This is a genomic window from Neptuniibacter sp. UBA6509, from assembly GCA_002435145.1.
GTDB lineage: Bacteria > Pseudomonadota > Gammaproteobacteria > Pseudomonadales > Balneatricaceae > Neptuniibacter.
The window spans coordinates 17,855-38,653 of sequence record DJLT01000041.1 but is presented as its reverse complement, the minus strand read 5'-3'; the positions used below and the strand labels follow the sequence as shown (position 1 = coordinate 38,653).

21 protein-coding genes are annotated in these 20,799 nt (G+C 45.3%); 5 read left to right on the top strand and 16 right to left on the bottom strand.

Going from position 1 to position 20,799, the window contains the following annotated elements; translation table 11 throughout:
* Positions 1 to 9 precede the first annotated feature (9 nt).
* The 3 genes from ileS to murJ form a co-directional block, all read right to left on the bottom strand.
* A complete protein-coding gene (ileS, locus tag B4K11_RS05330) occupies positions 10 to 2,829 on the bottom strand; it encodes an isoleucine--tRNA ligase (protein ID WP_292949145.1) in 2,820 nt (939 codons plus the stop codon).
* A 17-nt stretch (positions 2,830 to 2,846) separates the two neighbouring features.
* Positions 2,847 to 3,779, bottom strand: coding sequence for a bifunctional riboflavin kinase/FAD synthetase (ribF, locus tag B4K11_RS05325; RefSeq protein WP_292949147.1), 933 nt, complete (start codon positions 3,777 to 3,779; stop codon positions 2,847 to 2,849).
* Positions 3,780 to 3,977: 198 nt separating this feature from the next.
* A complete protein-coding gene (gene murJ, locus B4K11_RS05320; protein WP_292949149.1) occupies positions 3,978 to 5,543 on the bottom strand; it encodes a murein biosynthesis integral membrane protein MurJ in 1,566 nt (521 codons plus the stop codon).
* Positions 5,544 to 5,721: 178 nt separating this feature from the next.
* Here murJ and rpsT point away from each other — a divergent pair, with 178 nt between their 5' ends.
* Positions 5,722 to 5,985 carry a 30S ribosomal protein S20 gene (gene rpsT / locus B4K11_RS05315; protein ID WP_292949151.1) on the top strand — a complete coding sequence of 88 codons (264 nt, stop codon included), beginning with the start codon at positions 5,722 to 5,724 and terminating at the stop codon, positions 5,983 to 5,985.
* A gap of 89 nt (positions 5,986 to 6,074) precedes the next feature.
* Here rpsT and proB read toward each other — a convergent pair whose 3' ends face one another.
* From proB to rplU, 4 genes are all read right to left on the bottom strand, one after another.
* On the bottom strand, positions 6,075 to 7,199 hold the full coding sequence (proB, locus tag B4K11_RS05310; protein ID WP_292949153.1) for a glutamate 5-kinase: 1,125 nt from the start codon (positions 7,197 to 7,199) through the stop codon (positions 6,075 to 6,077).
* Between the two features lie 41 nt (positions 7,200 to 7,240).
* Positions 7,241 to 8,440: an Obg family GTPase CgtA gene (gene cgtA, locus B4K11_RS05305; protein ID WP_292949155.1), complete on the bottom strand. Its 1,200-nt coding sequence runs from the start codon at positions 8,438 to 8,440 to the stop codon at positions 7,241 to 7,243.
* A 192-nt stretch (positions 8,441 to 8,632) separates the two neighbouring features.
* Positions 8,633 to 8,890 (bottom strand): 50S ribosomal protein L27, encoded by a 258-nt coding sequence (gene rpmA / locus B4K11_RS05300; RefSeq protein WP_292949157.1) that lies wholly within the window; start codon positions 8,888 to 8,890, stop codon positions 8,633 to 8,635.
* Between the two features lie 25 nt (positions 8,891 to 8,915).
* On the bottom strand, positions 8,916 to 9,227 hold the full coding sequence (gene rplU, locus B4K11_RS05295; protein ID WP_292949158.1) for a 50S ribosomal protein L21: 312 nt from the start codon (positions 9,225 to 9,227) through the stop codon (positions 8,916 to 8,918).
* Positions 9,228 to 9,475: 248 nt separating this feature from the next.
* Here rplU and ispB point away from each other — a divergent pair, with 248 nt between their 5' ends.
* The 3 genes from ispB (at position 9,476) to fabB (ending at position 12,640) form a co-directional block, all read left to right on the top strand.
* Complete coding sequence (gene ispB / locus B4K11_RS05290) at positions 9,476 to 10,444, top strand: octaprenyl diphosphate synthase (RefSeq protein WP_292949159.1); 969 nt, start codon at positions 9,476 to 9,478, stop codon at positions 10,442 to 10,444.
* A 337-nt stretch (positions 10,445 to 10,781) separates the two neighbouring features.
* Positions 10,782 to 11,297 (top strand): 3-hydroxyacyl-[acyl-carrier-protein] dehydratase FabA, encoded by a 516-nt coding sequence (fabA, locus tag B4K11_RS05285; protein WP_292949161.1) that lies wholly within the window; start codon positions 10,782 to 10,784, stop codon positions 11,295 to 11,297.
* Positions 11,298 to 11,422: 125 nt separating this feature from the next.
* Complete coding sequence (fabB, locus tag B4K11_RS05280; protein ID WP_292949163.1) at positions 11,423 to 12,640, top strand: beta-ketoacyl-ACP synthase I; 1,218 nt, start codon at positions 11,423 to 11,425, stop codon at positions 12,638 to 12,640.
* Between the two features lie 67 nt (positions 12,641 to 12,707).
* Here fabB and B4K11_RS05275 read toward each other — a convergent pair whose 3' ends face one another.
* The 7 genes from B4K11_RS05275 to moaA form a co-directional block, all read right to left on the bottom strand.
* Positions 12,708 to 13,448, bottom strand: a complete 741-nt coding sequence (locus tag B4K11_RS05275; protein ID WP_292949165.1) for a lysophospholipid acyltransferase family protein — start codon at positions 13,446 to 13,448, stop codon at positions 12,708 to 12,710.
* A gap of 3 nt (positions 13,449 to 13,451) precedes the next feature.
* Positions 13,452 to 13,703: a molybdopterin converting factor subunit 1 gene (gene moaD, locus B4K11_RS05270; protein WP_292949168.1), complete on the bottom strand. Its 252-nt coding sequence runs from the start codon at positions 13,701 to 13,703 to the stop codon at positions 13,452 to 13,454.
* A 2-nt stretch (positions 13,704 to 13,705) separates the two neighbouring features.
* Positions 13,706 to 14,185, bottom strand: a complete 480-nt coding sequence (gene moaC, locus B4K11_RS05265; RefSeq protein WP_292949170.1) for a cyclic pyranopterin monophosphate synthase MoaC — start codon at positions 14,183 to 14,185, stop codon at positions 13,706 to 13,708.
* The gene (locus B4K11_RS05260) at positions 14,182 to 15,297 is read right to left on the bottom strand and encodes a 1-acyl-sn-glycerol-3-phosphate acyltransferase (RefSeq protein ID WP_292949172.1); all 1,116 of its coding nucleotides are present in this window, start codon (positions 15,295 to 15,297) and stop codon (positions 14,182 to 14,184) included. The genes moaC and B4K11_RS05260 overlap by 4 nt, the downstream gene beginning before the upstream one ends.
* A gap of 76 nt (positions 15,298 to 15,373) precedes the next feature.
* On the bottom strand, positions 15,374 to 16,594 hold the full coding sequence (gene glp, locus B4K11_RS05255; RefSeq protein WP_292949174.1) for a gephyrin-like molybdotransferase Glp: 1,221 nt from the start codon (positions 16,592 to 16,594) through the stop codon (positions 15,374 to 15,376).
* A gap of 8 nt (positions 16,595 to 16,602) precedes the next feature.
* Positions 16,603 to 17,139, bottom strand: coding sequence for a molybdenum cofactor biosynthesis protein B (gene moaB, locus B4K11_RS05250; protein WP_292949176.1), 537 nt, complete (start codon positions 17,137 to 17,139; stop codon positions 16,603 to 16,605).
* 36 nt (positions 17,140 to 17,175) lie between these two features.
* Positions 17,176 to 18,180, bottom strand: coding sequence for a GTP 3',8-cyclase MoaA (gene moaA, locus B4K11_RS05245; protein ID WP_292949179.1), 1,005 nt, complete (start codon positions 18,178 to 18,180; stop codon positions 17,176 to 17,178).
* Between the two features lie 114 nt (positions 18,181 to 18,294).
* On the opposite strand from moaA, the gene B4K11_RS05240 reads away from it, so the two are divergent.
* Entirely contained in the window at positions 18,295 to 18,672 is a 378-nt protein-coding gene (locus B4K11_RS05240) for a SirB2 family protein (RefSeq protein ID WP_292949182.1), read from the top strand.
* Positions 18,673 to 18,766: 94 nt separating this feature from the next.
* Here the strand turns inward: B4K11_RS05240 and rfbD are convergent, their stop codons facing one another.
* Together rfbD and ssb are read right to left on the bottom strand one after the other, a co-directional pair.
* Positions 18,767 to 19,681, bottom strand: a complete 915-nt coding sequence (rfbD, locus tag B4K11_RS05235) for a dTDP-4-dehydrorhamnose reductase (RefSeq protein ID WP_292949185.1) — start codon at positions 19,679 to 19,681, stop codon at positions 18,767 to 18,769.
* Positions 19,682 to 19,962: 281 nt separating this feature from the next.
* The gene (gene ssb, locus B4K11_RS05230) at positions 19,963 to 20,532 is read right to left on the bottom strand and encodes a single-stranded DNA-binding protein (RefSeq protein ID WP_292949188.1); all 570 of its coding nucleotides are present in this window, start codon (positions 20,530 to 20,532) and stop codon (positions 19,963 to 19,965) included.
* Between the last annotated feature and the right edge of the window lie 267 nt (positions 20,533 to 20,799).

Here is a 20,799-nt window from a genome sequence, read left to right as displayed (position 1 = left end):
ACAAAGCCATTATGCAAAGCTACGGCTTTCGCCTTCGCCGGTAACATTTTCAACACAGCGGCCACAAAGTTCTGGCTCATCTGCATTTTGGCCAATGTCAGCACGATAATGCCAGCAACGTGGGCATTTCTGCTCTTCACTCTTAACAACACTCAACTTTAAGCCTTCCAGCTCGGTATCTTCAGCATTAGCAGCATCTGATAGAGGCGCCACAGCGGCTTGAGATGTAATTAAGACAAAACGCAATTCATCTTCCAGTTTAGACAGCACTTGTAACAAGTTATCATCGCAGTACAAGGTCACTTCCGCTTCCAAACTACCGCCGACATTACCCGCATTACGCTGCTCTTCTAGCTGTTTGTTAACGGCAGTTTTAACCGCCATAACCTGCTCCCAGTATGCACCACCTAACGCAGTACCTTCTGGAAGTTTAGTCAGCCCTTGATACCAAGCATCCAAATGAACAGATTCAGCTCTTTCACCTGATAACTCAGCCCAAATTTCATCCGCAGTGAAGCTGCAGATTGGAGCGATCCAACGAGCCAATGCTTCAACGATGTGGTGCAGAGCCGTCTGAGCTGATTTACGTGCAGGTGAATCCGTTGCCGCAGTGTATTGACGGTCTTTAATGATATCTAGATAGAAACCACCCATATCCTGCGAGCAGAAATGAGAGATTTTCTGGAATACTTGAAGTAGCTCATACTGTTCGTAATGACCTAGCAATTCCTCTTGTAGGCGTGCAGCACGATCAACCGCCCAAGCATCTAATGCAACCATCTCTTCCGATTGCACCATATCCGTTTTAGGATCAAAACCGTTCAAGTTAGCCAAGAAGAAACGTGCAGTGTTACGAATACGTCGATAAGCATCTGCAGCACGCTTTAAGATATCGTCAGAGCAGGTCATCTCACCGCTATAATCGGTAGACGCTACCCATAAACGTAAGATATCCGCGCCATATTTGTTCATCACTTCCTGAGGAGAAACAACGTTACCAACAGACTTGGACATCTTGCGGCCTTGGCCATCCACTGTAAAACCGTGAGTAAGCACTTGTTTATAAGGTGCGCACCCTTTAATCGCTATGCCGGTTTTAAGCGAAGACTGGAACCAACCACGGTGCTGATCTGAACCTTCAAGATACAGGTCAGCCGGGAAATTTAGCCCTTCACGCTGATCAACAACAGAGTAGTGAGTAACACCGGAATCAAACCAAACATCTAGCGTATCGGTTACTTTCTCATATTGATCCGCATCTACACCCAATAGATCAGCCGGATCAAGATCAAACCAAGCATCAATGCCTTCTTGCTCAACACGAAGCGCAACTTGTTCGATCAGTTCAGCCGTTTTAGGGTGTAGCTGTTGAGTTTCTTTATGGATAAACAACGTGATAGGTACGCCCCAAGTACGCTGTCTAGAAACACACCAATCAGGGCTTTGCTCAACCATAGATTCAATGCGGTTTTGACCCCAACCAGGGAACCACTCAACACCCTTAATAGCAGAAAGCGCATCAGCTTTTAGGCCTTTCTCTTCCATGCTGATAAACCACTGAGGCGTAGCACGGTAGATAAGCGGTGTTTTTGTACGCCAGCAATGTGGGTAACTGTGCTGGAACTTATGTTCAAGCACGAGTGCATTATTTTCTTTAAGTAAAGTGACAACGTTGTCATCTACTTTATAAACGTGCTGGCCGGCAAATACGCCTGCACCTTCACCAAGGACACCCGATGCATTAACAAGATTAAGCGTGCCTATACCGTATTTGCGACCTACCTCGAAATCTTCTACACCGTGGTCGGGTGCTGTATGTACCGCACCCGTACCTGCATCTAAGGTTACATGGTCGCCTAGAATCACAGGCACTTTACGATCGGCAAAAGGATGCTGTAGCTGAACTTTTTCTAGCGCGGCGCCCTGACAACGACCTACAATTTTATGCCCTTCAGCACCGTAGCGTGTCATCACATCGTCAACTAAACCTTCAGCTAACAGGATTCGCTCTGTTCCAGCTCCTAGATCTAGCTGAACCAACACATAATCTAACTCTGCATTGATTGAAACCGCTTGGTTTGAAGGCAACGTCCAAGGCGTGGTAGTCCAGATAACGACAGAAGTATTTCCTTCGCCCTCTTCAGCACCATCAAAACGAGCTAAAAAGTCCGCCTGATCTACCGGCGCAAAACGCACATCAATAGCAGTCGATGTTTTATCTTGGTATTCCACTTCCGCTTCAGCTAGAGCAGAACCACCTACAACACTCCAATAAACGGGTTTAAAGCCTTTAACTAAATGTCCATTTTCAACAATTTTTCCTAAGGCGCGAATGATATTGGCCTCAGTATCAAAATTCATTGTCAGATAAGGATTTTCCCAATCACCTTGAACACCTAGGCGAATAAAGTCCTTCTTCTGACCTTCAACTTGTCGATGAGCATAATCTCGGCATTTCTGACGAAATACTTTATGCGAAACTTTAACGCCAGCCTTACCGATTTTGGTCTCAACCTTGTGTTCAATCGGCAAACCATGACAATCCCAACCAGGAACATATGGCGCATCAAAACCACTCATGGTTTTAGATTTGATGATAATATCTTTCAGAATCTTATTAACCGAATGACCAATATGGATATCACCATTTGCGTAAGGAGGGCCATCATGCAAGATAAACTTATCTCGCCCAGCACTCACGTCACGAATTTTTTGGTAAAGATCCATCTTCTGCCAACCCTTTAGCATTTTCGGCTCGCGCTGAGCCAAATTGCCGCGCATAGGGAAAGAGGTTTCAGGAAGGTTCAATGTTACTTTATAATCGGTCATGGTTATTAAGTTCCGAATTAACTACGGGTACAGGCAAAAAACGCCCGCACGTCATCAATATCTGCAAAAATCTGTTGTTTCAGCTGTTCTAATCCGTCGAATTTCTTTTCAGCACGAATAAACTTCTTAAATTCGACCGTTAACAGCTGGCCATAAATATCTTTATCAAAATCAAATAGGTGTGCCTCTAACACAGGCTGTTGACCGCACACTGTTGGGCGCAATCCCACATTACATACACCTTGCTGTTTAAGACCACCACCGGTGACCTCAACCGCATAAACACCTTTTAGCGGACAGGGAAATCGATGCATACGCACATTAGCAGTGGGTACACCCAACTGACGCCCTAATTTCTGCCCATGCATCACCCGACCTGAAACCGTATAAGGGCGTCCAAGTAAACTGTTTGCTTTTTCTAATTCGTTTTCTTCCAACGCTTCACGTATTCGGGAACTACTCACCCGCTCATCAGCACTGATAAATGTTTCGGTATTCACAACAGAGAAACCATGTTTCTCGCCTGCTCTACATAGCATGGTGTAATCACCTGAACGATCGCAGCCAAAGCGAAAATCATCACCCACAACAAAATGCTCTACGGCCAAACCTCGTAACAGCAACTCTTCCACAAAACCTTCAGCTGTCATCGCTCTTAAACGCTCATTGAAGGTTAAGCATAGATGCCTGTCGATTCCTTCTGCTGCCAGTAGCCTGTGCTTTTCACTAAAACGCGTCAGCCTAGGTGGTGCGTTGTTACCCGCAAAAAACTCTCTAGGCTGAGGTTCAAAAGTTATAACGATAGATGGAAGGTTTAGCTCATCTGCTTTTGCTTTAACCTGCGCCAAAACTTTACGGTGACCTAAATGAACACCGTCAAAATTACCAATTGTCGCAACGCAACCTCGGTGTTTTTCACGTAGGTTATGTAATCCGCGGATTAATTCCATCAAGAACTCTTGTGACTAACGATATGTGAAAACTCATCCTCCAGAACAGAAACAAACGCCCTAGAAAACTTCCACCCAAAACAAACGCGGCATTATAGCTCAGATAATGGCCAACGAGTACCTTTGAAGGCAGATGTTTAAGCTGCCCCATAAACCCGGCACTAATCAGCTTATGTACAAGGTGCAACTAGCAACCGACTATCCATGTTTCAGGTGATTCGGTCTTAAACCACAGATCAATAAAACCAAAACATAAACACCGCCACCTACCGTAACTAAAATAGCCATATTCATCACCCGCTGCCACAGATCCATGAGCAACCAATTTTCAGGCGCATCCATCATAAAATAAAGCGACACACCCATTGCCACGTTCGCAGCCAACATACGCAGTAGACTGCTCAGCCAACCAGCACTCCAAGAAAAAAGCCCGGTTTTAATCAATCCATGTAACAACAACCCGGCATTTAAAAATGCCGACATTGCTGTCGCGGCCGCTAAACCTACATGCGCAAAAGGTCCAATCAGTAACAAGTTAAACACCATATTGAGCGCGGCAGCTTGAATACCAATTTTCACAGGCGTTTTCGTATCCTGTCGAGAGAAGTAACCCGTCGCCAAAACTTTGATCAGCATAAATGCCAATAAGCCACAGGCATAAGCTCTTAAGCTCATAGCAGCCATCATGACATCTCGATCACCTAAAGCCCCGTAGTGAAACAGAGTCACGAGCATAGGTTCTGCCAAAATAAACAACGCCACTGCAGCAGGTATACCGATTAACATCACCATCTGCATCGCCCAATTTAGCGTTGAGGAAAAGTGTTCGCTCGATTGCTCTGCATGTTTACGCGAAAGACTGGGCAAAATTACCGTCGCGATCGCAATACCAAAAACCCCTAAAGGGAGCTCAGCCAAACGATCCGAATAGTAGAGCCACGACACACTGCCCGTTTGTAAAAAGGAGGCCAGCACTGTATCCAAAAGAAGGTTTATCTGCGTTACGGAAACACCAAAGAGCGCGGGCAACATCAACGTCATAATGCGACGGACACCCGGATCGTTCCAACCCCACTTAGGCCTAGGCAAAAGATGAATCTGCGCCATAAACGGCAACTGAAACACAAGCTGAACAACACCTGCGATCATCACCCCCCACGCCAACGCTAATACCGGCGGGTCGAATAACGGACTTAGAAAGATGGCTGAGCAGATGAGTGAAATGTTCAGCAACACCGGTGTAAATGCCGGAATGGCAAACCGCTCATAACTATTGAGCACCGCCCCCGCAAACGCCGTTAACGAGATAAGTAGCAGATAAGGGAAGGTTATTCGCAACATTTCCGCAGCCAGTTCAAACTTACCCTCGTCGCCCATATAAAAACCGGGTGCAAATACCGCGGTTAACATGGGCGCGCCTACAACAGCCAGTACAGTGATCGCAATCAATACACTGCCCAACGTACCCGCAACGTAGTTAACGAGCATCTGCACAGCTTTAAGGTCTTTCTGGGTGCGGTATTCAGATAGGACTGGCACAAACGCTTGAGCAAAGGCCCCCTCAGCAAACAAACGTCGCAAAAAATTTGGGATTTTAAACGCCACAAAAAAAGCATCTGCACTTCCGCTGGCGCCAAAATAGTTAGCCACCACAACGTCACGCGCCAACCCTAAAACACGCGAAAGCATCGTCATAATGCCCACAATGGCACTGGAGCGTAGTAATCCGACTGATTTTTTAGGTTCTGAAGTTTGCTGTGACACCGATAAATACCATTATTTTCATGAATAACACTCAAGAGAATGCGCATATTACTGCTTCAACAAGAAAATTTCTGTAGTTTTATTGACAGCGGGCCAACAAATATGAATAATCTCGCCTCTGATTTTTCGGCTTTTATGCCGATAATAATTATTTAACTCATTTATAAGGAGCCGAACTGTGGCAAATTCCGCAGGATCTCGTAAACGCGCTCGCCAGGCAGAGAAGCGTCGCCAGCATAACGCTAGCCTGCGTTCCATGGTACGTACCTATATTAAGAAAGTTCAAGCAGCTATCGAAGCTGGTGACCAGGCAGCAGCTCAAGAAGCATTCAAAGTTGCACAGCCTATCTTGGACGGTTCTGTAAATAAGGGCATCTTCCATAAGAACACAGTTGCCCGCACTAAGAGCCGCATGGTTAAGCAGATTGTTGGTCTAGCTTAATTTAAGCTAGAGCAATACTAAAAAAACCGGCAATAGCCGGTTTTTTTATGTCTAACTTATACCTAGACGGCATACATTTTAACTATCGCTTAAGCCAGCACCAAATTATCCCGATGAACCAACTCTTCTTCACCCATAAATCCTAATATCGATTCTATTTCATGACTGGATTTACCAATGATTTTACCTGCCGCATCAACACCATAGTTAACCAAACCACGCGCAACGATACGACCAAACTCATCACTAATGATAACCATTTCTCCGCGCGAGAAATCACCACTAACGCTACGAACACCCGCAGGTAGAAGACTCTTACCTCGCTCACGCAACGCCCGAACGGCACCTTCATCCAAGACAAGATTACCTCTAGCTTGCAAATGACCGGCGATCCACTGTTTACGCGCAACCACAGGACTTTTTTCCGGCACCAGCAAAGTACCTAAAGCCTCTGCATCCCTCAAACGAAGCAAGACATCATCTTCGCGCCCACTTGCAATAACCGTCACCGCACCCGAACGCGCAGCTAACTGAGCAGCACGTACTTTAGTCGCCATACCGCCACGACCCAACTTACCACCATCACCCGCCATAGCAGACAACGATTCATCTTCAGAGCGTGCTTCAGAGATAAGCGTCGCTGTATTGTCATGACGCGGATCCGCCGTGAAAAGACCGTCCTGATCAGTTAGAAGAATCAACGCATCCGCTTCCACTAAATTAGCAACCAACGCACCTAGAGTATCGTTATCACCAAAACGAATCTCTTTCGTAACAACTGTATCATTCTCATTAACTACTGGCACCACCCCCATCCCTAGAAGAGACCGAAGCGTTGCTTGAGCGTTTAAATAGCGTTTACGGTTTGAATGATCTTCATGAGTCAATAAAATTTGAGCAGTATGCATAGAATGGCGTTGAAAATTTGTCTCATACGCCTGCACTAAACCCATCTGACCCACAGCCGCAGCCGCTTGAAGATTATAAATTTCACTAGGGCGCTCAGACCAACCTAAGCGCGTCATCCCCTCAGCCACTGAACCAGAGGATACCAGAACCACTTCAAGACCTGACGACTGGAGAGCTGCGATTTGATCAACCCAACGGGAGATCGCCTGCTGATCTAACCCCTGACCGTCATTCGTCAGAAGCGCACTACCAATCTTAACCACCCAACGCTTAGCACGTTTAAGCTTATCCCTACCCACAGCCACTCCAATACCTCTAAAATCGCAAAGAAGACTAACTACTTTATCTACTCACGAACATATTCAACTTCAACGTCATAATCATCATCGTCAAAGTCGCCGCCATCTACATCTTCACCTTCTCGACGCGCACGCATATCCGCTCGCATCTGCTCCACACGCTCACGCGCTTCCACATCTACCTGATGACGTATAGCCTGCTCTTGCTCGAGAATACTTGGATCTTCCTCTATCGCTTCGAGACGCTGATCCAAGAATGCTTGAATATCACGCATCATCTCTTCTGTTCCCTGCTTACTCAATGCAGAGATACGATAAACCGGACCGTCCCAATCTAACGCATCTAGAACAGCCTGACAGCGCTCTTCTCGCTCATCTTCAGGAACCATATCTAACTTATTCAATACCAACCAACGCGGCTGCTCAGAAAGCGTCTGACTAAACTTAGTCAATTCAGATACAGCAACTTCAGCAGCCTGCGCAGGCGTCACATCATCCCAAGGCGCCATATCAACAAGATGCAGTAAAATACGATTTCGCGCTAGATGCTTAAGGAAACGAATACCTAAACCCGCGCCCTCTGCCGCACCCTCGATAATTCCAGGAATATCAGCAATAACAAAGCTTCGAGACTGCTCTATACGCACCACACCCAAATTTGGCACCAGCGTAGTAAACGGATAGTTAGCTACTTTTGGCTTCGCCGCAGAAACCGCACGGATCAATGTCGATTTACCCGCATTAGGCAGACCCAGCAAACCAACATCCGCCAGAACCTTAAGCTCCAACTTGATATTACGCGTTTCACCAAACGAGCCTTTAGTGGTCTGACGAGGCGCACGGTTCACACTACTTTTAAAGCGCGTATTGCCCAAACCATGAAAACCACCCTGAGAGACTTTTTCAACCTGACCAATCACCGTCATATCAGCCAACACTTCATCCGTGTCAGTATCGATGATTGTCGTCCCTACAGGAACACGCAAGACAAGGTCATCACCTTTATGACCTGTGCAGTTACGGCTTGTACCGTTCTTTCCGTTTTCCGACTTATAGTGACGGGTAAAACGATAATCTATCAGCGTGTTTAAATTCTCATCCGCTTCAAAAAAGATAGAACCGCCATCGCCACCATCGCCACCGTCTGGACCACCTCTGGGGATATACTTCTCACGTCGAAAGCTCATACACCCATTACCGCCCTTACCGGCTTCCACCGTAATGACCGCTTCATCGACAAATTTCATTTTATCTCCCCAAAGTTTTCGGTAGGAAATCTACTATTAAGTCCTGCTTCAACATCAAGACTCAGCGGTAGATACCCTATTTTCTAATTTAAATAACTCTTTTAAATAACCACTTCAAATAACCATTTGAAACAATTATAAACAAAAAAGCTCCGCCATAGCGGAGCTTTTAATAAAGCAAGAAACCGTTACTTACGCATCTACAACAGAGATGTATTTACGCTTTAGCGGGCCTTTAACTTCAAATTTCACAACGCCGTCTGCTTTCGCAAACAAAGTGTGGTCTTTACCACAACCTACGTTTTCACCTGCGTGGAATTTAGTTCCGCGCTGACGAATAAGGATGTTTCCAGCAATAACTGCCTGACCGCCGAAACGTTTGACACCAAGTCGTTTCGACTCCGAGTCGCGACCGTTCTTAGTAGAACCACCAGCTTTCTTATGAGCCATCTATCTGTCTCCCAGATCGGTTAATTTAGGCAGAGATGCCAGTAATTTTAACTTCAGTAAACCACTGACGGTGGCCCTGACGTTTCATGTGGTGCTTACGACGCTTGAATTTGATGATCTCAACTTTCTTCGCGCGGCCGTGCTGAACAACTTCAGCAGTCACTTTAGCACCTTCTACAACAGGCGCGCCGATTTTTAGATCGTCGCCGTTGCCTACTAATAGAACACGATCAAAATCTACATTTGAACCGGCTTCTACAGGTAGTTTTTCCAGCTTAAGGGTTTCACCTTCCTGGACGCGGTACTGTTTACCACCGCTTACGATTACTGCGTACATGTCTATCTCCGTTTAATGCCCACCCAGCTACTAAAAAAAGAAGGCCTACTTCTAATGGATACACCATATGGTAGGGAGCCATTATTGGATGGGTCAGGGCGCGCGATTATAAAGCAAACACCACACACACACAAGTACAGATCAAACTATCGCACGATAAGCACGCTCGATTCTTGACAGCTTCATGCCAGCCCCATAGCATTCGCGTTACAACTAAACATACATTTGCCAATAAGCAGCCATCAACTATGCAGCCACACCAGCTTAACTCCGCTATTGAACCTCAATTCGAAGCCGTTAATGATTATATTATCAATCATCTGGGCTCCAACGTTCCTTTAGTCGAGAAAATAGGCCATTACATCGTGGAGAGCGGCGGAAAAAGAATTCGTCCATTATTAGTACTGCTGGCAGCCAACGCCGCTGACTACCAAGGCAAAGACCATATCCCTCTCGCCGCAATCATCGAGTTTATTCACACAGCAACACTGCTACACGATGATGTTGTCGATAATTCTGATCTACGTCGTGGCAAAGACACCGCAAATGCGAAATGGGGTAACGCTCCAAGCGTATTAGTCGGCGACTTTTTATACTCTCGCGCTTTTCAAATCATGGTAGAGATTGGCTCTATGGATATTATGTCTGTGATATCCAATGCTACAAACGTGATTGCCGAAGGTGAAGTTTTACAGCTATTAAACACGAAAAACCCTGACACAACCGAAGATGCTTACATGCAAGTTATCTTAGGAAAAACAGCCATGCTTTTTGAAGCAGCTACTGAAGCGGGCGCAATCCTCGCTAGTAGTAGCAGCGAAGAAAGAGAAGGGCTTCGTCTCTACGGACGTCACCTAGGCACCGCATTCCAATTAATCGACGACGTCATGGATTACTTATCCACAGCCGAAGAGATGGGTAAAAATGTAGGCGACGACCTTGCAGAAGGTAAAGCAACCTTACCTTTAATTCACGCTATGCGCGAAGGTAACGACGAGCAGCGCTTGCTCATTCGTCAAGCCATCCGCAAAGGCGGTTTAGACGACTTACAGCCTATTATGGATATAGTTAAAGAGACTGGGGCTATAGAATATACTCAGCAAAAGGCACAGCAAGAAGCTGATCTTGCCATCGAAGCGCTTGCATCTTTACCTGAGACTTCATTTAAAGAAACCCTAATTCATCTAGCGAACATTGCCGTTAAACGTAAGAGCTAACCCCCCCTCTATTACAGAGAGCCCTTAAATGGAAATTGAGGGTTCACACCTCCCCCATCCTCATCAAAACCCTAAAAACCTACCTCAAAAAGAGCATCGACCAGCCAATTCCTGTTCAAAAAAGCACTTTTTTTAAAACTTTTCGCTGCAGACTGACCAAGTAACAATCCTCTCTAGCCCAGTATTCACGGCACAAAACACACTACACAAGACCAAATACACCTTAAGTCTTAAGCTTTTCGATGAATAAATATGACACAGATCGTGCCTCAAGCGGCTCAAGTCTGTATAATTGCGCGATATTTTTACTTATAAAAATCTAGGTAAACAGAAGCTAATGACAAGACCTTCCTCTTTTAATCGCGATGAGCTGCTATCTTGTGGCCACGGCGAGATGTTTGGACCAGGCAATGCGCGCCTACCAATTGGCAATATGCTAATGATGGATCGCATCCTGGAAATCACCGAAGATGGTGGAGAATTCGGTAAAGGCGAAATTGTCGCTGAACTGGATATAAACCCTGACTTATGGTTCTTCGGTTGTCATTTCGAAGAAGATCCTGTCATGCCGGGCTGCTTAGGCCTTGACGCAATGTGGCAAATAGTTGGCTTTTTCCTTGGCTGGAAAGGCAACCCAGGACGCGGACGCGCTCTAGGTTCAGGAGAAGTAAAATTCTTCGGACAAGTGCTACCAACTGCGAAGAAAGTCACCTATCGTGTCCAGCTTAAGCGCGTAATCGAGCGCAAACTGGTTATGGGCATTGCAGATGCAAGCATGTCTGTTGATGGACGTGAAATCTACACAGCTAAAGATCTACGTGTAGGACTGTTCACTTCCACTGATAGTTTCTGATCAAATTAAGGCCCTTTTTTTAGGGCCTTCTCCTGTTTTCCGTCTAGTTTTTTACGAATCGGCTAGCCAAACGCTTATGATTCACGGAAAATAAGCACCTCAATTTAGAATAGAGAGAGAAGCATATGCGTCGCGTTGTTGTTACTGGCATGGGGATCGTTTCTTGTCTGGGTACAGATAAAGAGACTGTTCTGGAATCACTGCAGCTAGGTCGTTCTGGTATCAAGTTCCAGGAAGATTATAAAGAGCGCGGTTTCCGTAGCCAGGTAGCCGGCAGCATTGATATCGATTTCTCCGAGCAAATCGACCGCAAACTGCTACGCTTCATGGGCGATGCCGCTGCATATACTTATATCGCTATGAAAGAAGCGATCGCCGATGCCAACCTTACTGAAGAGCAAGTATCTAATGAACGCACAGGCCTAGTTGTAGGTTCTGGCGGCGCTTCAGCGGATAACATTGTTGAAAGTGCTGACATTACGCGCAACAAAGGCGTAAAGCGTGTTGGCCCTTACCGCGTTACTCGCACAATGGGCTCGACTGTATCAGCCTGCCTTGCAACACCTTTTAAAATCAAAGGCGTTAACTACTCAATCACTTCAGCTTGCGCAACTAGCGCACACTGTATCGGTAATGCAGTAGAGCAGATCCAACTTGGTAAACAAGATATGGTTTTTGCGGGCGGCGGTGAAGAACTACATTGGGTACAGACAGCAATGTTTGACGCAATGGGCGCACTTTCTAGCAAATACAACGAAACACCCGATAAAGCATCACGCGCTTATGATGCAAACCGCGATGGATTTGTTATTTCTGGTGGTGCTGGCGTTCTTGTTGTCGAAGAACTTGAACACGCAAAAGCACGTGGCGCAAAAATCTATGCTGAGATCGTAGGCTACGGCGCGACATCTGATGGCTATGATATGGTTGCACCTTCTGGTGAAGGCGCTGCTCGCTGCATGAAGCAGGCAATGGCGACTGTTGATGGCGACATCGATTACATCAATGCCCACGGCACATCGACACCTGCTGGCGACATGCAGGAATTGAAAGCGATGAAAGAAGCGTTCGGTAATAACATGCCAACCGTTACTTCTACTAAATCTCTTTCTGGTCACTCACTAGGTGCTGCTGGCGTTCAAGAAGCTATCTACTCACTGCTAATGCAAGAGAACAACTTTATTGCTGCATCAGCAAATATTGACGAGCTAGATGAAGAAGCAAAAGGCCTGCCTATCGCTATCGAGAAGCAAGATAACGTTGACCTGAAGCGCGTTATGTCTAACAGCTTCGGCTTCGGTGGAACAAATGCGACACTGGTATTTGAAAAGCTAGACAGCTAAGCAAATACCCAGCATAAAAAAACCGCCTAATGGCGGTTTTTTTATGCTTTAAATTTACGCTGATAGATCACAATAGATTTAACTCATCCATATGCTGCTCAAGCCAAGCCACCATATCTGCATGAATTTCATCAACACTCCGCCCCTCTACGGGGATAGGCTCGCCCACATGTACCTGAACAGTTCCCGGGAGCTTAGCAAAACTCTTACCTGGCCAGTAAATGCCTGCATCATGAATAATCGGAACAACCGGCACCCCAGCACTTAAAGCCAACATAGCACCACCTTTATTAAACTTACCCATTTTACCTACAGGAACACGCGTGCCCTGAGGAAAAATAACGACAGGAATATCATCTTCTAGACGCGATTTACCCTCTGTCAGAAGCTGCTTCAACGCCCCCCGCCTTTGGCTTCGGTCAATAGCAATCGGATCGAGTAAACCTAACGCCCAGCCAAAAAAAGGAATCTTTAACAGCTCTTTCTTTAATACAGCACACTGAGGGCGCACAAAGGTTTGTAAAAATAGCGTTTCCCATTCACTTGAATGGTTAGCGATTGCAACGTAAGCGCCATCAGCAGGTAAATTTTCACGCCCTGTGATTTTCACCCCTACACCGCAGCAAATACGTAGCCAGAAAATATAGAAATAGTTGATCAACGTAACAAACTTAAAACGCTGGCGAAAATTCAGCACCGGCGAAACAATCAAACTTAAAGTTGAGTGAATAATCGTTACAGGGTAAAAGCCAAGGTAATAAATAAAAGCCCTTATATAATGGAGCACACCGACCTTAGGTTGTGACATTGTCTATCCCCCTGTTACCGGTGGAAAAAAAGCAACTTCATCACCATCAACAACCTGCTGATCTTGATCACACATCTCTTGATTGACCGCGGTTAATACCTGGCTTTCCAAAAGTACCTGCTGCCAAAGGTCGCCATTCAAGGCAACCAATGCATCAATAACACCTGCCACTGTATTAACTTCCGGCGATACAATCTCATCCTGACTTTTACCTAAGCGCTCACGCAGACTTGCAAAGTAAACGATCTTTAACATCTCTACTTCTCCACCGTCCAATCACCACTTTTCCCGCCTTTTTTAGCAAGCACTTTAACCGAGCTAATCACCATCTCCTTATCCACAGCTTTACACATGTCATAGATCGTTAGGCCCGCAACCGATGCAGCAGTCAAAGCTTCCATCTCTACACCCGTTTGCCCAGCTAATTTACAAGTAGCCGTAATCTCAACAACATTACGCTCAAGATTAGGGATAAGCTCAACCCCAACCTTACTCAACATCAAAGGGTGGCATAGCGGTATCAGATCACTGGTACGCTTAGCCGCCTGAATGCCAGCGATTCGGGCAACAGCAAGAACATCACCTTTTTTATGCCCGCCTTCGGTAATTAATTTAATTGTATCTGGTCGCATTTCAACTTCAGAATAAGCAACCGCTTCCCGGAACGTCACTTTCTTCTCAGAGACATCCACCATATTGGCATTTCCTTGCTCATCCAAGTGGGTCAATTGACTCATGACGGCTCCTGCATCTTTTGCTGATTAATAACCGGGTTAGCATACATCTGACGTAATATATCTTCGGCGCCATTCACTGTACTGTCGATACGTGCCTGCAGCCCCTGCTTATCTAAATCACTTGCATCATCACCTTGTCCTGCCGCAAGCAAGTTAGATGAATGTAAGTAGTAATTGGAAATAATTTGTCTATCAATCTCTTCAGCCAAAGCCTCAGGGCTGTCAAAATCATCTTCTATAGGATCACCAAAAGCCACATGAACATGACCTTTATCCCCTGTAATCCCTTTTACAATACTCGAGATATCTTCAAATTCTGACTTCTCATACCCACCCTCTGTTGCCTTAGCATACAGCTCGTTTGCCTTAAGTGAATCACAAGGGTCGTACTCATAAGAGATAGAGACCGGCACAATATTCAGCCGCTTAGCATGCTCAGCAAAGCTACGGTTTTTACGGTGTGCCATATACAGCATCTTTAGAATTGCAGGATCAGTCGCATCATTACCATCTTTTGCACGACCTTCACGCTGAGCCAACCAGATCGAATGCCCGCCTTGCACACTGTGATCAATATATGACGATAACTGAGTCAACGCCTTCATCATTTCACGCCCTGCAGCTGAGCGATTCACAATAAAGCTTTTATTTAAGCGCATGATGTCGGAAACATATGGCTTACGGAGTAAATTATCACCAATAGCGATACGTACCGTACTCATACCATACTGATAACGAACCCAGTTCACGAATGCTGGATCCATTGCTATATCACGGTGATTTGAAATGAACAGATACGCTTCATCAGGATCTAGCTGATCAATCCCGCTACAGGTCAGCTTAGTGGTGCTACGCGCGATCATCTTCTTCATATAGCCAGCAACAAGTGCCTGAAAGTCAGAGATACTTTCAACATCACCCACTTTAGCAGCAAGTGCTATGCGTACGAATGGTTTTAATAGCCACCCAAAATTCGTCGCCATTTTAGGGAACTGATAACGGGTTACAGCAGAGACAAACTCATCGTTCTGAAGGATATGGTTAAGCGCATCCCCCACCTCACTATCATTAAACGGTCTAATCTCTTGATACGGATCCTGCTGTTCTGTCATGCGTTCCTCAGCACTGCATATAATAAAGGGCGTATTTTAGCGCTTTCCCCAACATTGTGCAGGGAAAATAAATGCACTAAGCCAACAATTCAGAAAAGGGGATGAATCCAATAGCATCCCCCTTGTTTACTTTTGTATGAGGCGGCACGATTGCGATGCCATTGGCCCAACTCGCTGAAGCTAAGACTCCGGAGCTTTGGTTTTTAAAGGGAACAACGCGCCCCTCTTCAAAGCGTACCCGTAAATATTCCTGACGCTGAATTTCCCTTGTTCTCTCAAACCCAGCGGCAACAGGTAGCTCCAATGGAGCTTGGTAGATAGCACCCTGCAAGCCAAGCAAACAAGGCCGAGCCAATAAACAAAAAGTTATTAACGTAGAGGTCGGGTTACCAGGCAAACCAAGGAAAGGCGTTCCTTTTACATGTCCATAAGCAACGGGCTTACCGGGCTTAATACGCATCTTCCACATATTAAGTTGGCCTAACTGTTCAACACAGCCTTTGACATGATCCTCTTCACCTACAGAGACCCCTCCCGTGCTCAAAATAGCATCCGCACGTATAGCCGCATCAGAAAGCGCGGCCAGCGTCGCTTCTTCAGTATCAGCAACACAACCGAGGTCAACAACCTCCATGCCTAAGCCATGAAGTAATCCAGTCAAAATATAACGATTAGAATTAAAGATTTGACCAGAAGCCAGTGAATTACCAGGCTCCACCAGCTCATCACCTGTGGATAAGATAGCAACCTTTAACCGGCTATAAACTTTAACTTCCGCTAGCCCGACAGAGGCTAACATTCCAAGATCAGAAGGCTGAAGGCGCACCCCTTTAGCAAGAACGCTTTCCCCTTCTTTTATATCCTGACCTTTACATCGAATGTTCTCACCCACTGAAATACCCGGCGTGAAAACTGCATAATCACCGTCAGCGGTCACATTTTCTTGCATGATAACCGCATCAGAACCTTGCGGGATTTCAGCACCGGTAAAGATCCGTGCACAGCTATTCTTTTGCAATGCATTAGGAGGGGTACCTGCGGGTATACGCTGACTGACAAATAAACGAGTTTCACCCGTCTCACTTAGCTCAGAGGTATTAACTGCGTAGCCATCCATACTGCTATTATCCGCAGGCGGGACAGAAACTGATGCCACTGGTGATTCAGCAAGCACTCGCCCCGCGGCCTCAAACAAAGGAATTGTCTCTACATCAACAACAGGTTTAGCATCACTTACAAGGCGCTCTAAAGCATCCTTAATATCAATCAGCCCCTTCTGCGAATCACAACTGTGCATAATCTTCCTTAAGCGTTATCTGCTCTATGCTTCATGATTAAAGAAACAAAATTACACGGACGGTGACGACTATCTAGCTGCTCAACAATCACATCATCCCAGCCTGTACGACAAGCGCCTGTAGAACCCGGTAGGCAAAAGATCACTGTACCATTGGCTAAACCACCTAAAGCACGCGATTGTATAGTAGAAGTACCTATTTGGCCGGCTGATACTTGACGGAAAAACTCACCAAAACCTTCAATCGTTTTATCAAATAATGGAGCCATCGCTTCAGGAGTAGAGTCTCTACCCGCAAAACCCGTTCCCCCAGTAGAGATAATAATATGAATCTCTGGGTCAGCAATCCATTTGGACGTTACAGCCCTCATCTGATAAATATCATCGATCACTATTTCACGCGCACCTAGCTTATGGCCAGCGGCTTCCAAGCGATCGACTAACGTTTGGCCGGAAGTATCGTTTTCTAAAGTTCGGGTATCAGAAACAGTCAACACCGCTATATTTAGAGGTGTAAATTCAACATGATTAGGATTGTGGGACATAAAGGAAAATCCTTGCAAACAAAGACGGAGGGAAGATTACCCCCCGGTCATATTCATAAATCGGACAATTTGTGGCTCGTCATCCAGATCAAATTCATGCTTCTCTGGCTTCAAGTCCATTGCATCAATAATTACTTGTTGTAATCGCTCTATATCATCAGGATATTGACGTAGCGTTTCACGTAGATCGACAGAATGCTCATTTCCTAAACAAAGTAATAAACGCCCTTCGACCGTCACGCGCACACGATTACATTCTGAACAAAAATTATGGCTATGAGGAGAGATAAAACCGACACGACTATCAGTCCCTGCCATACGGTAATAACGTGAAGGACCCGCGGTACGCTCAGTTGTTGGCTGCAATGCATATCGTTCTTCAATAATGCTGCGAACCTCATCACTGGAACAGTAGGCTTCAGCACGATCATGCTCTGAAATATGACCTAAAGGCATCTCTTCAATAAAACAGACATCGACACCTGAGGAGCGCGCATACTCAACGAGATCTAAAACCTCATCATCATTACGCCCCTTCATGACGACAGCATTCAACTTTATCCGTTGAAAACCTGCATCAACCGCCGCTTTGATGCCTGCCATAACCTGAGGAAGCTTTCCTGTGCGAGTCATCTCCTTAAACTTATCTTCTTTAAGGCTATCAATGCTGATATTTAAACGATCAACTCCCGCTTCTTTTAGATCGGCAGCCATTTGAACCAATTGAGAACCATTGGTCGTAATTGCAAGCTCAGCATCTAGAGCACCAACAGCTCTGATCAGCTTAATAGCATCACGGCGCACCAAAGGCTCACCACCGGTCAAACGTATCTTTTTAACGCCTAAACCAACAAAAGCAGCAGCAACCTGCTCAAGTTCTTCAAGTGACAATACCTGTTTATGTGGTAGGAAAGTCATATCTTCAGCCATGCAATACACACAGCGAAAATCACAACGATCCGTTACGGAGAGCCGAATATAATCAACAGTACGGCCAAAACGATCGACCAGGGCGGGTGTTTCATTTTTATTATTAAGCATGAATATCTTGCATATACAGTATAAAGCTTTATTTTTAGGCCTCTAAAATAGCATAGAATTCAATCAACAGCAGTGCTTTGCTGTCTTGAACTAAAAAGAGATGAACAAAAGACCATGTATTTAGCCATAAAACACATCCACTTAACGACTGTTGCGCTCAGTATTTCTTTCTTTTTACTCAGAGCCCTATGGGTCTTCTTTAAACCTCAAATGATGGAAAAACGCTGGGTTAAAATAATCCCGCATATCATCGATACAACGCTTTTAATCAGCGCGATCAGCTTAGCCGTTCTTATACAGCAATACCCATTTGTCGATCATTGGCTTACAGCTAAACTACTGGCTTTATGTGTATATATAGTTTTAGGCACCATCGCACTGAAACGTGGAAAAACCTGTCTTATAAAAGGCGGCGCATTCGCGGGCTCACTGTTGACGTTTGCCTATATTGCAGCCGTAGCAATTACCCACTCACCTACCCCTTGGACCTAGACAATAACGACTAAGAACAGTAGGTACTAGACAAAATAAAGCCGCTTAATTATTCATAATTAGCGGCTTTATTATAGTTTTTAGAATAAAAAAATTATCGTGGTGAATCGTAGATAACACGCATCAACCACTGCAGCTCCTGCCGCCATGGCCTTTGGCGAATACCAAAAACACTTAATAGCTTTTTACAAGTAAGAATAGATGTATTGGGGCGCTGCGCTTCTGTTACATAATCTTTGCTCGATATAGGTACTAACTTTTCTACCTTGAAGCTTTCATAGCTCCCCGCAGCAATGAGTATCTCTTTACAGAAATCATATCGATTAGTTATTTCTGCTCCGCAGTAGTGATACGTACCCCAGACTTCAGCACCATTATGCACCTGCTTGAGCATCGCTAAAACAACCCTAGCAACATCTGAAGCCGATGTAGGGCACCCTCGTCTATCACTAACCGCCTCAAGCGCATTCTTGTGTCTTGCCGATTCTAAGGTTCTTAATACAAAGTTATTTCCCTGTTCACTAAAAAGCCAACTAACCCTTAAAATAAGATGCTTAGGCAATACCCTACGAAGCACCTCTTCGCCCTGCCACTTACTATCGCCGTAGATACCTAATGGCGCAACGTCATCATCTTCAGTGTAACCACTCGCATAATGACCATCGAACACATAGTCAGTTGAAAGATGAAACATAGGAATTGAAAGATCACCGCAAGCTAAAGCAAGCTTTTCGACGCCCAGAGCATTAACGTCATAACAGAGTTCAGCTTTATGCTCAGCCTCATCTATATGATCAAAAGCAGCACAGTTAACAACATAATCAGGAAGATGCAGTGCTAGCTGCTCTTTAATCTGCTGCTCATCAGTAATATCAAGTTGGGATTTATCCAATGCACAGATTTCAAAAAAAGGCTCAGTCTCAGCTAAACGTGTAAGAGCCGTACCCACCTGTCCCTGAGCACCTGTCACTAGCAATTTCATTGGTTTGAGCAATAATTCAAGATCCATCAGCAATACATCTTCTATTCGTACGGGTCACACACAATAATCTGAAGAACAAATCTGTACACCGCATAAAATTATTCCGATAAAAACATAAGGTACCAATTAAAAAAATATACCCTAATCTACACATTAGACCAGTGAAATTTTCGGCTATTACCGATATAGATCGCGCTAAAGCCAACTTGGTTCACGCTTTACATTCAACAAGGTCTAAAAGAGTTATCCACAAAAATAAAAAAACCCGCTTTTCGGCGGGTTCTATTATTCTAACTTAGAGATATAAGTTAGAACGGAATATCGTCATCAAAATCATCAAAACCCGGAGCCGCCTGCGGTGCTGGAGCTTGCTGCTGCGGTGCAGGTGCTGCAGGACGCTGCTGCGCTTGAGGCGCTGGCGCAGCCTGCTGTGGCGCTGCGGCATATTGCTGTTTAGGAGCCGCTTGCTGTGCCGGCGCGGCTTGCTGCTGTGGTGCATAACCGCCTTGTTGAGGCTGCTGGTAACCACCTTCATTTCCACCACGGCTATCAAGCAACTGCATCTCACTCGCTACAATTTCAGTCGTGTAGCGATCGGCACCACTTTGATCCTGCCATTTGCGTGTACGTAATGCGCCTTCGACATAGACTTTGCCGCCCTTACGCATATACTCACCCGCAATCTCTGCTAGGCGATTAAAAAATACAACACGGTGCCACTCTGTGCGCTCCTGCTGCTGACCTGTTTGCTTATCTTTCCACGACTCAGATGTCGCGATTGTTACGTTAGTCACAGCATTGCCATTTGGCATATAACGTACTTCTGGATCTCCACCCAGATTACCAACCAGAATTACTTTGTTAACACCACGTGCCATTTTTCTCTCCAAAATCTTTGTTCGCGTTAGATGCTAAAATCCACGCTTATAGCTGTAAAGCTTACCATGCGATCACTCAGACTCCCATAGCTTAACGCATTCATAATTTGATCAACACGACTAAGTGAAAGATAGCACTTCAGAGTAAGCAAAAAGTCTTTATAATGATCGGTTGGGTCGTTTATTACACTTACATACAACATATGAACATTGGCCCACTAGAAGAGATGATACCGAGCCCTAATGGCTCAACGATAGCCGTTTATA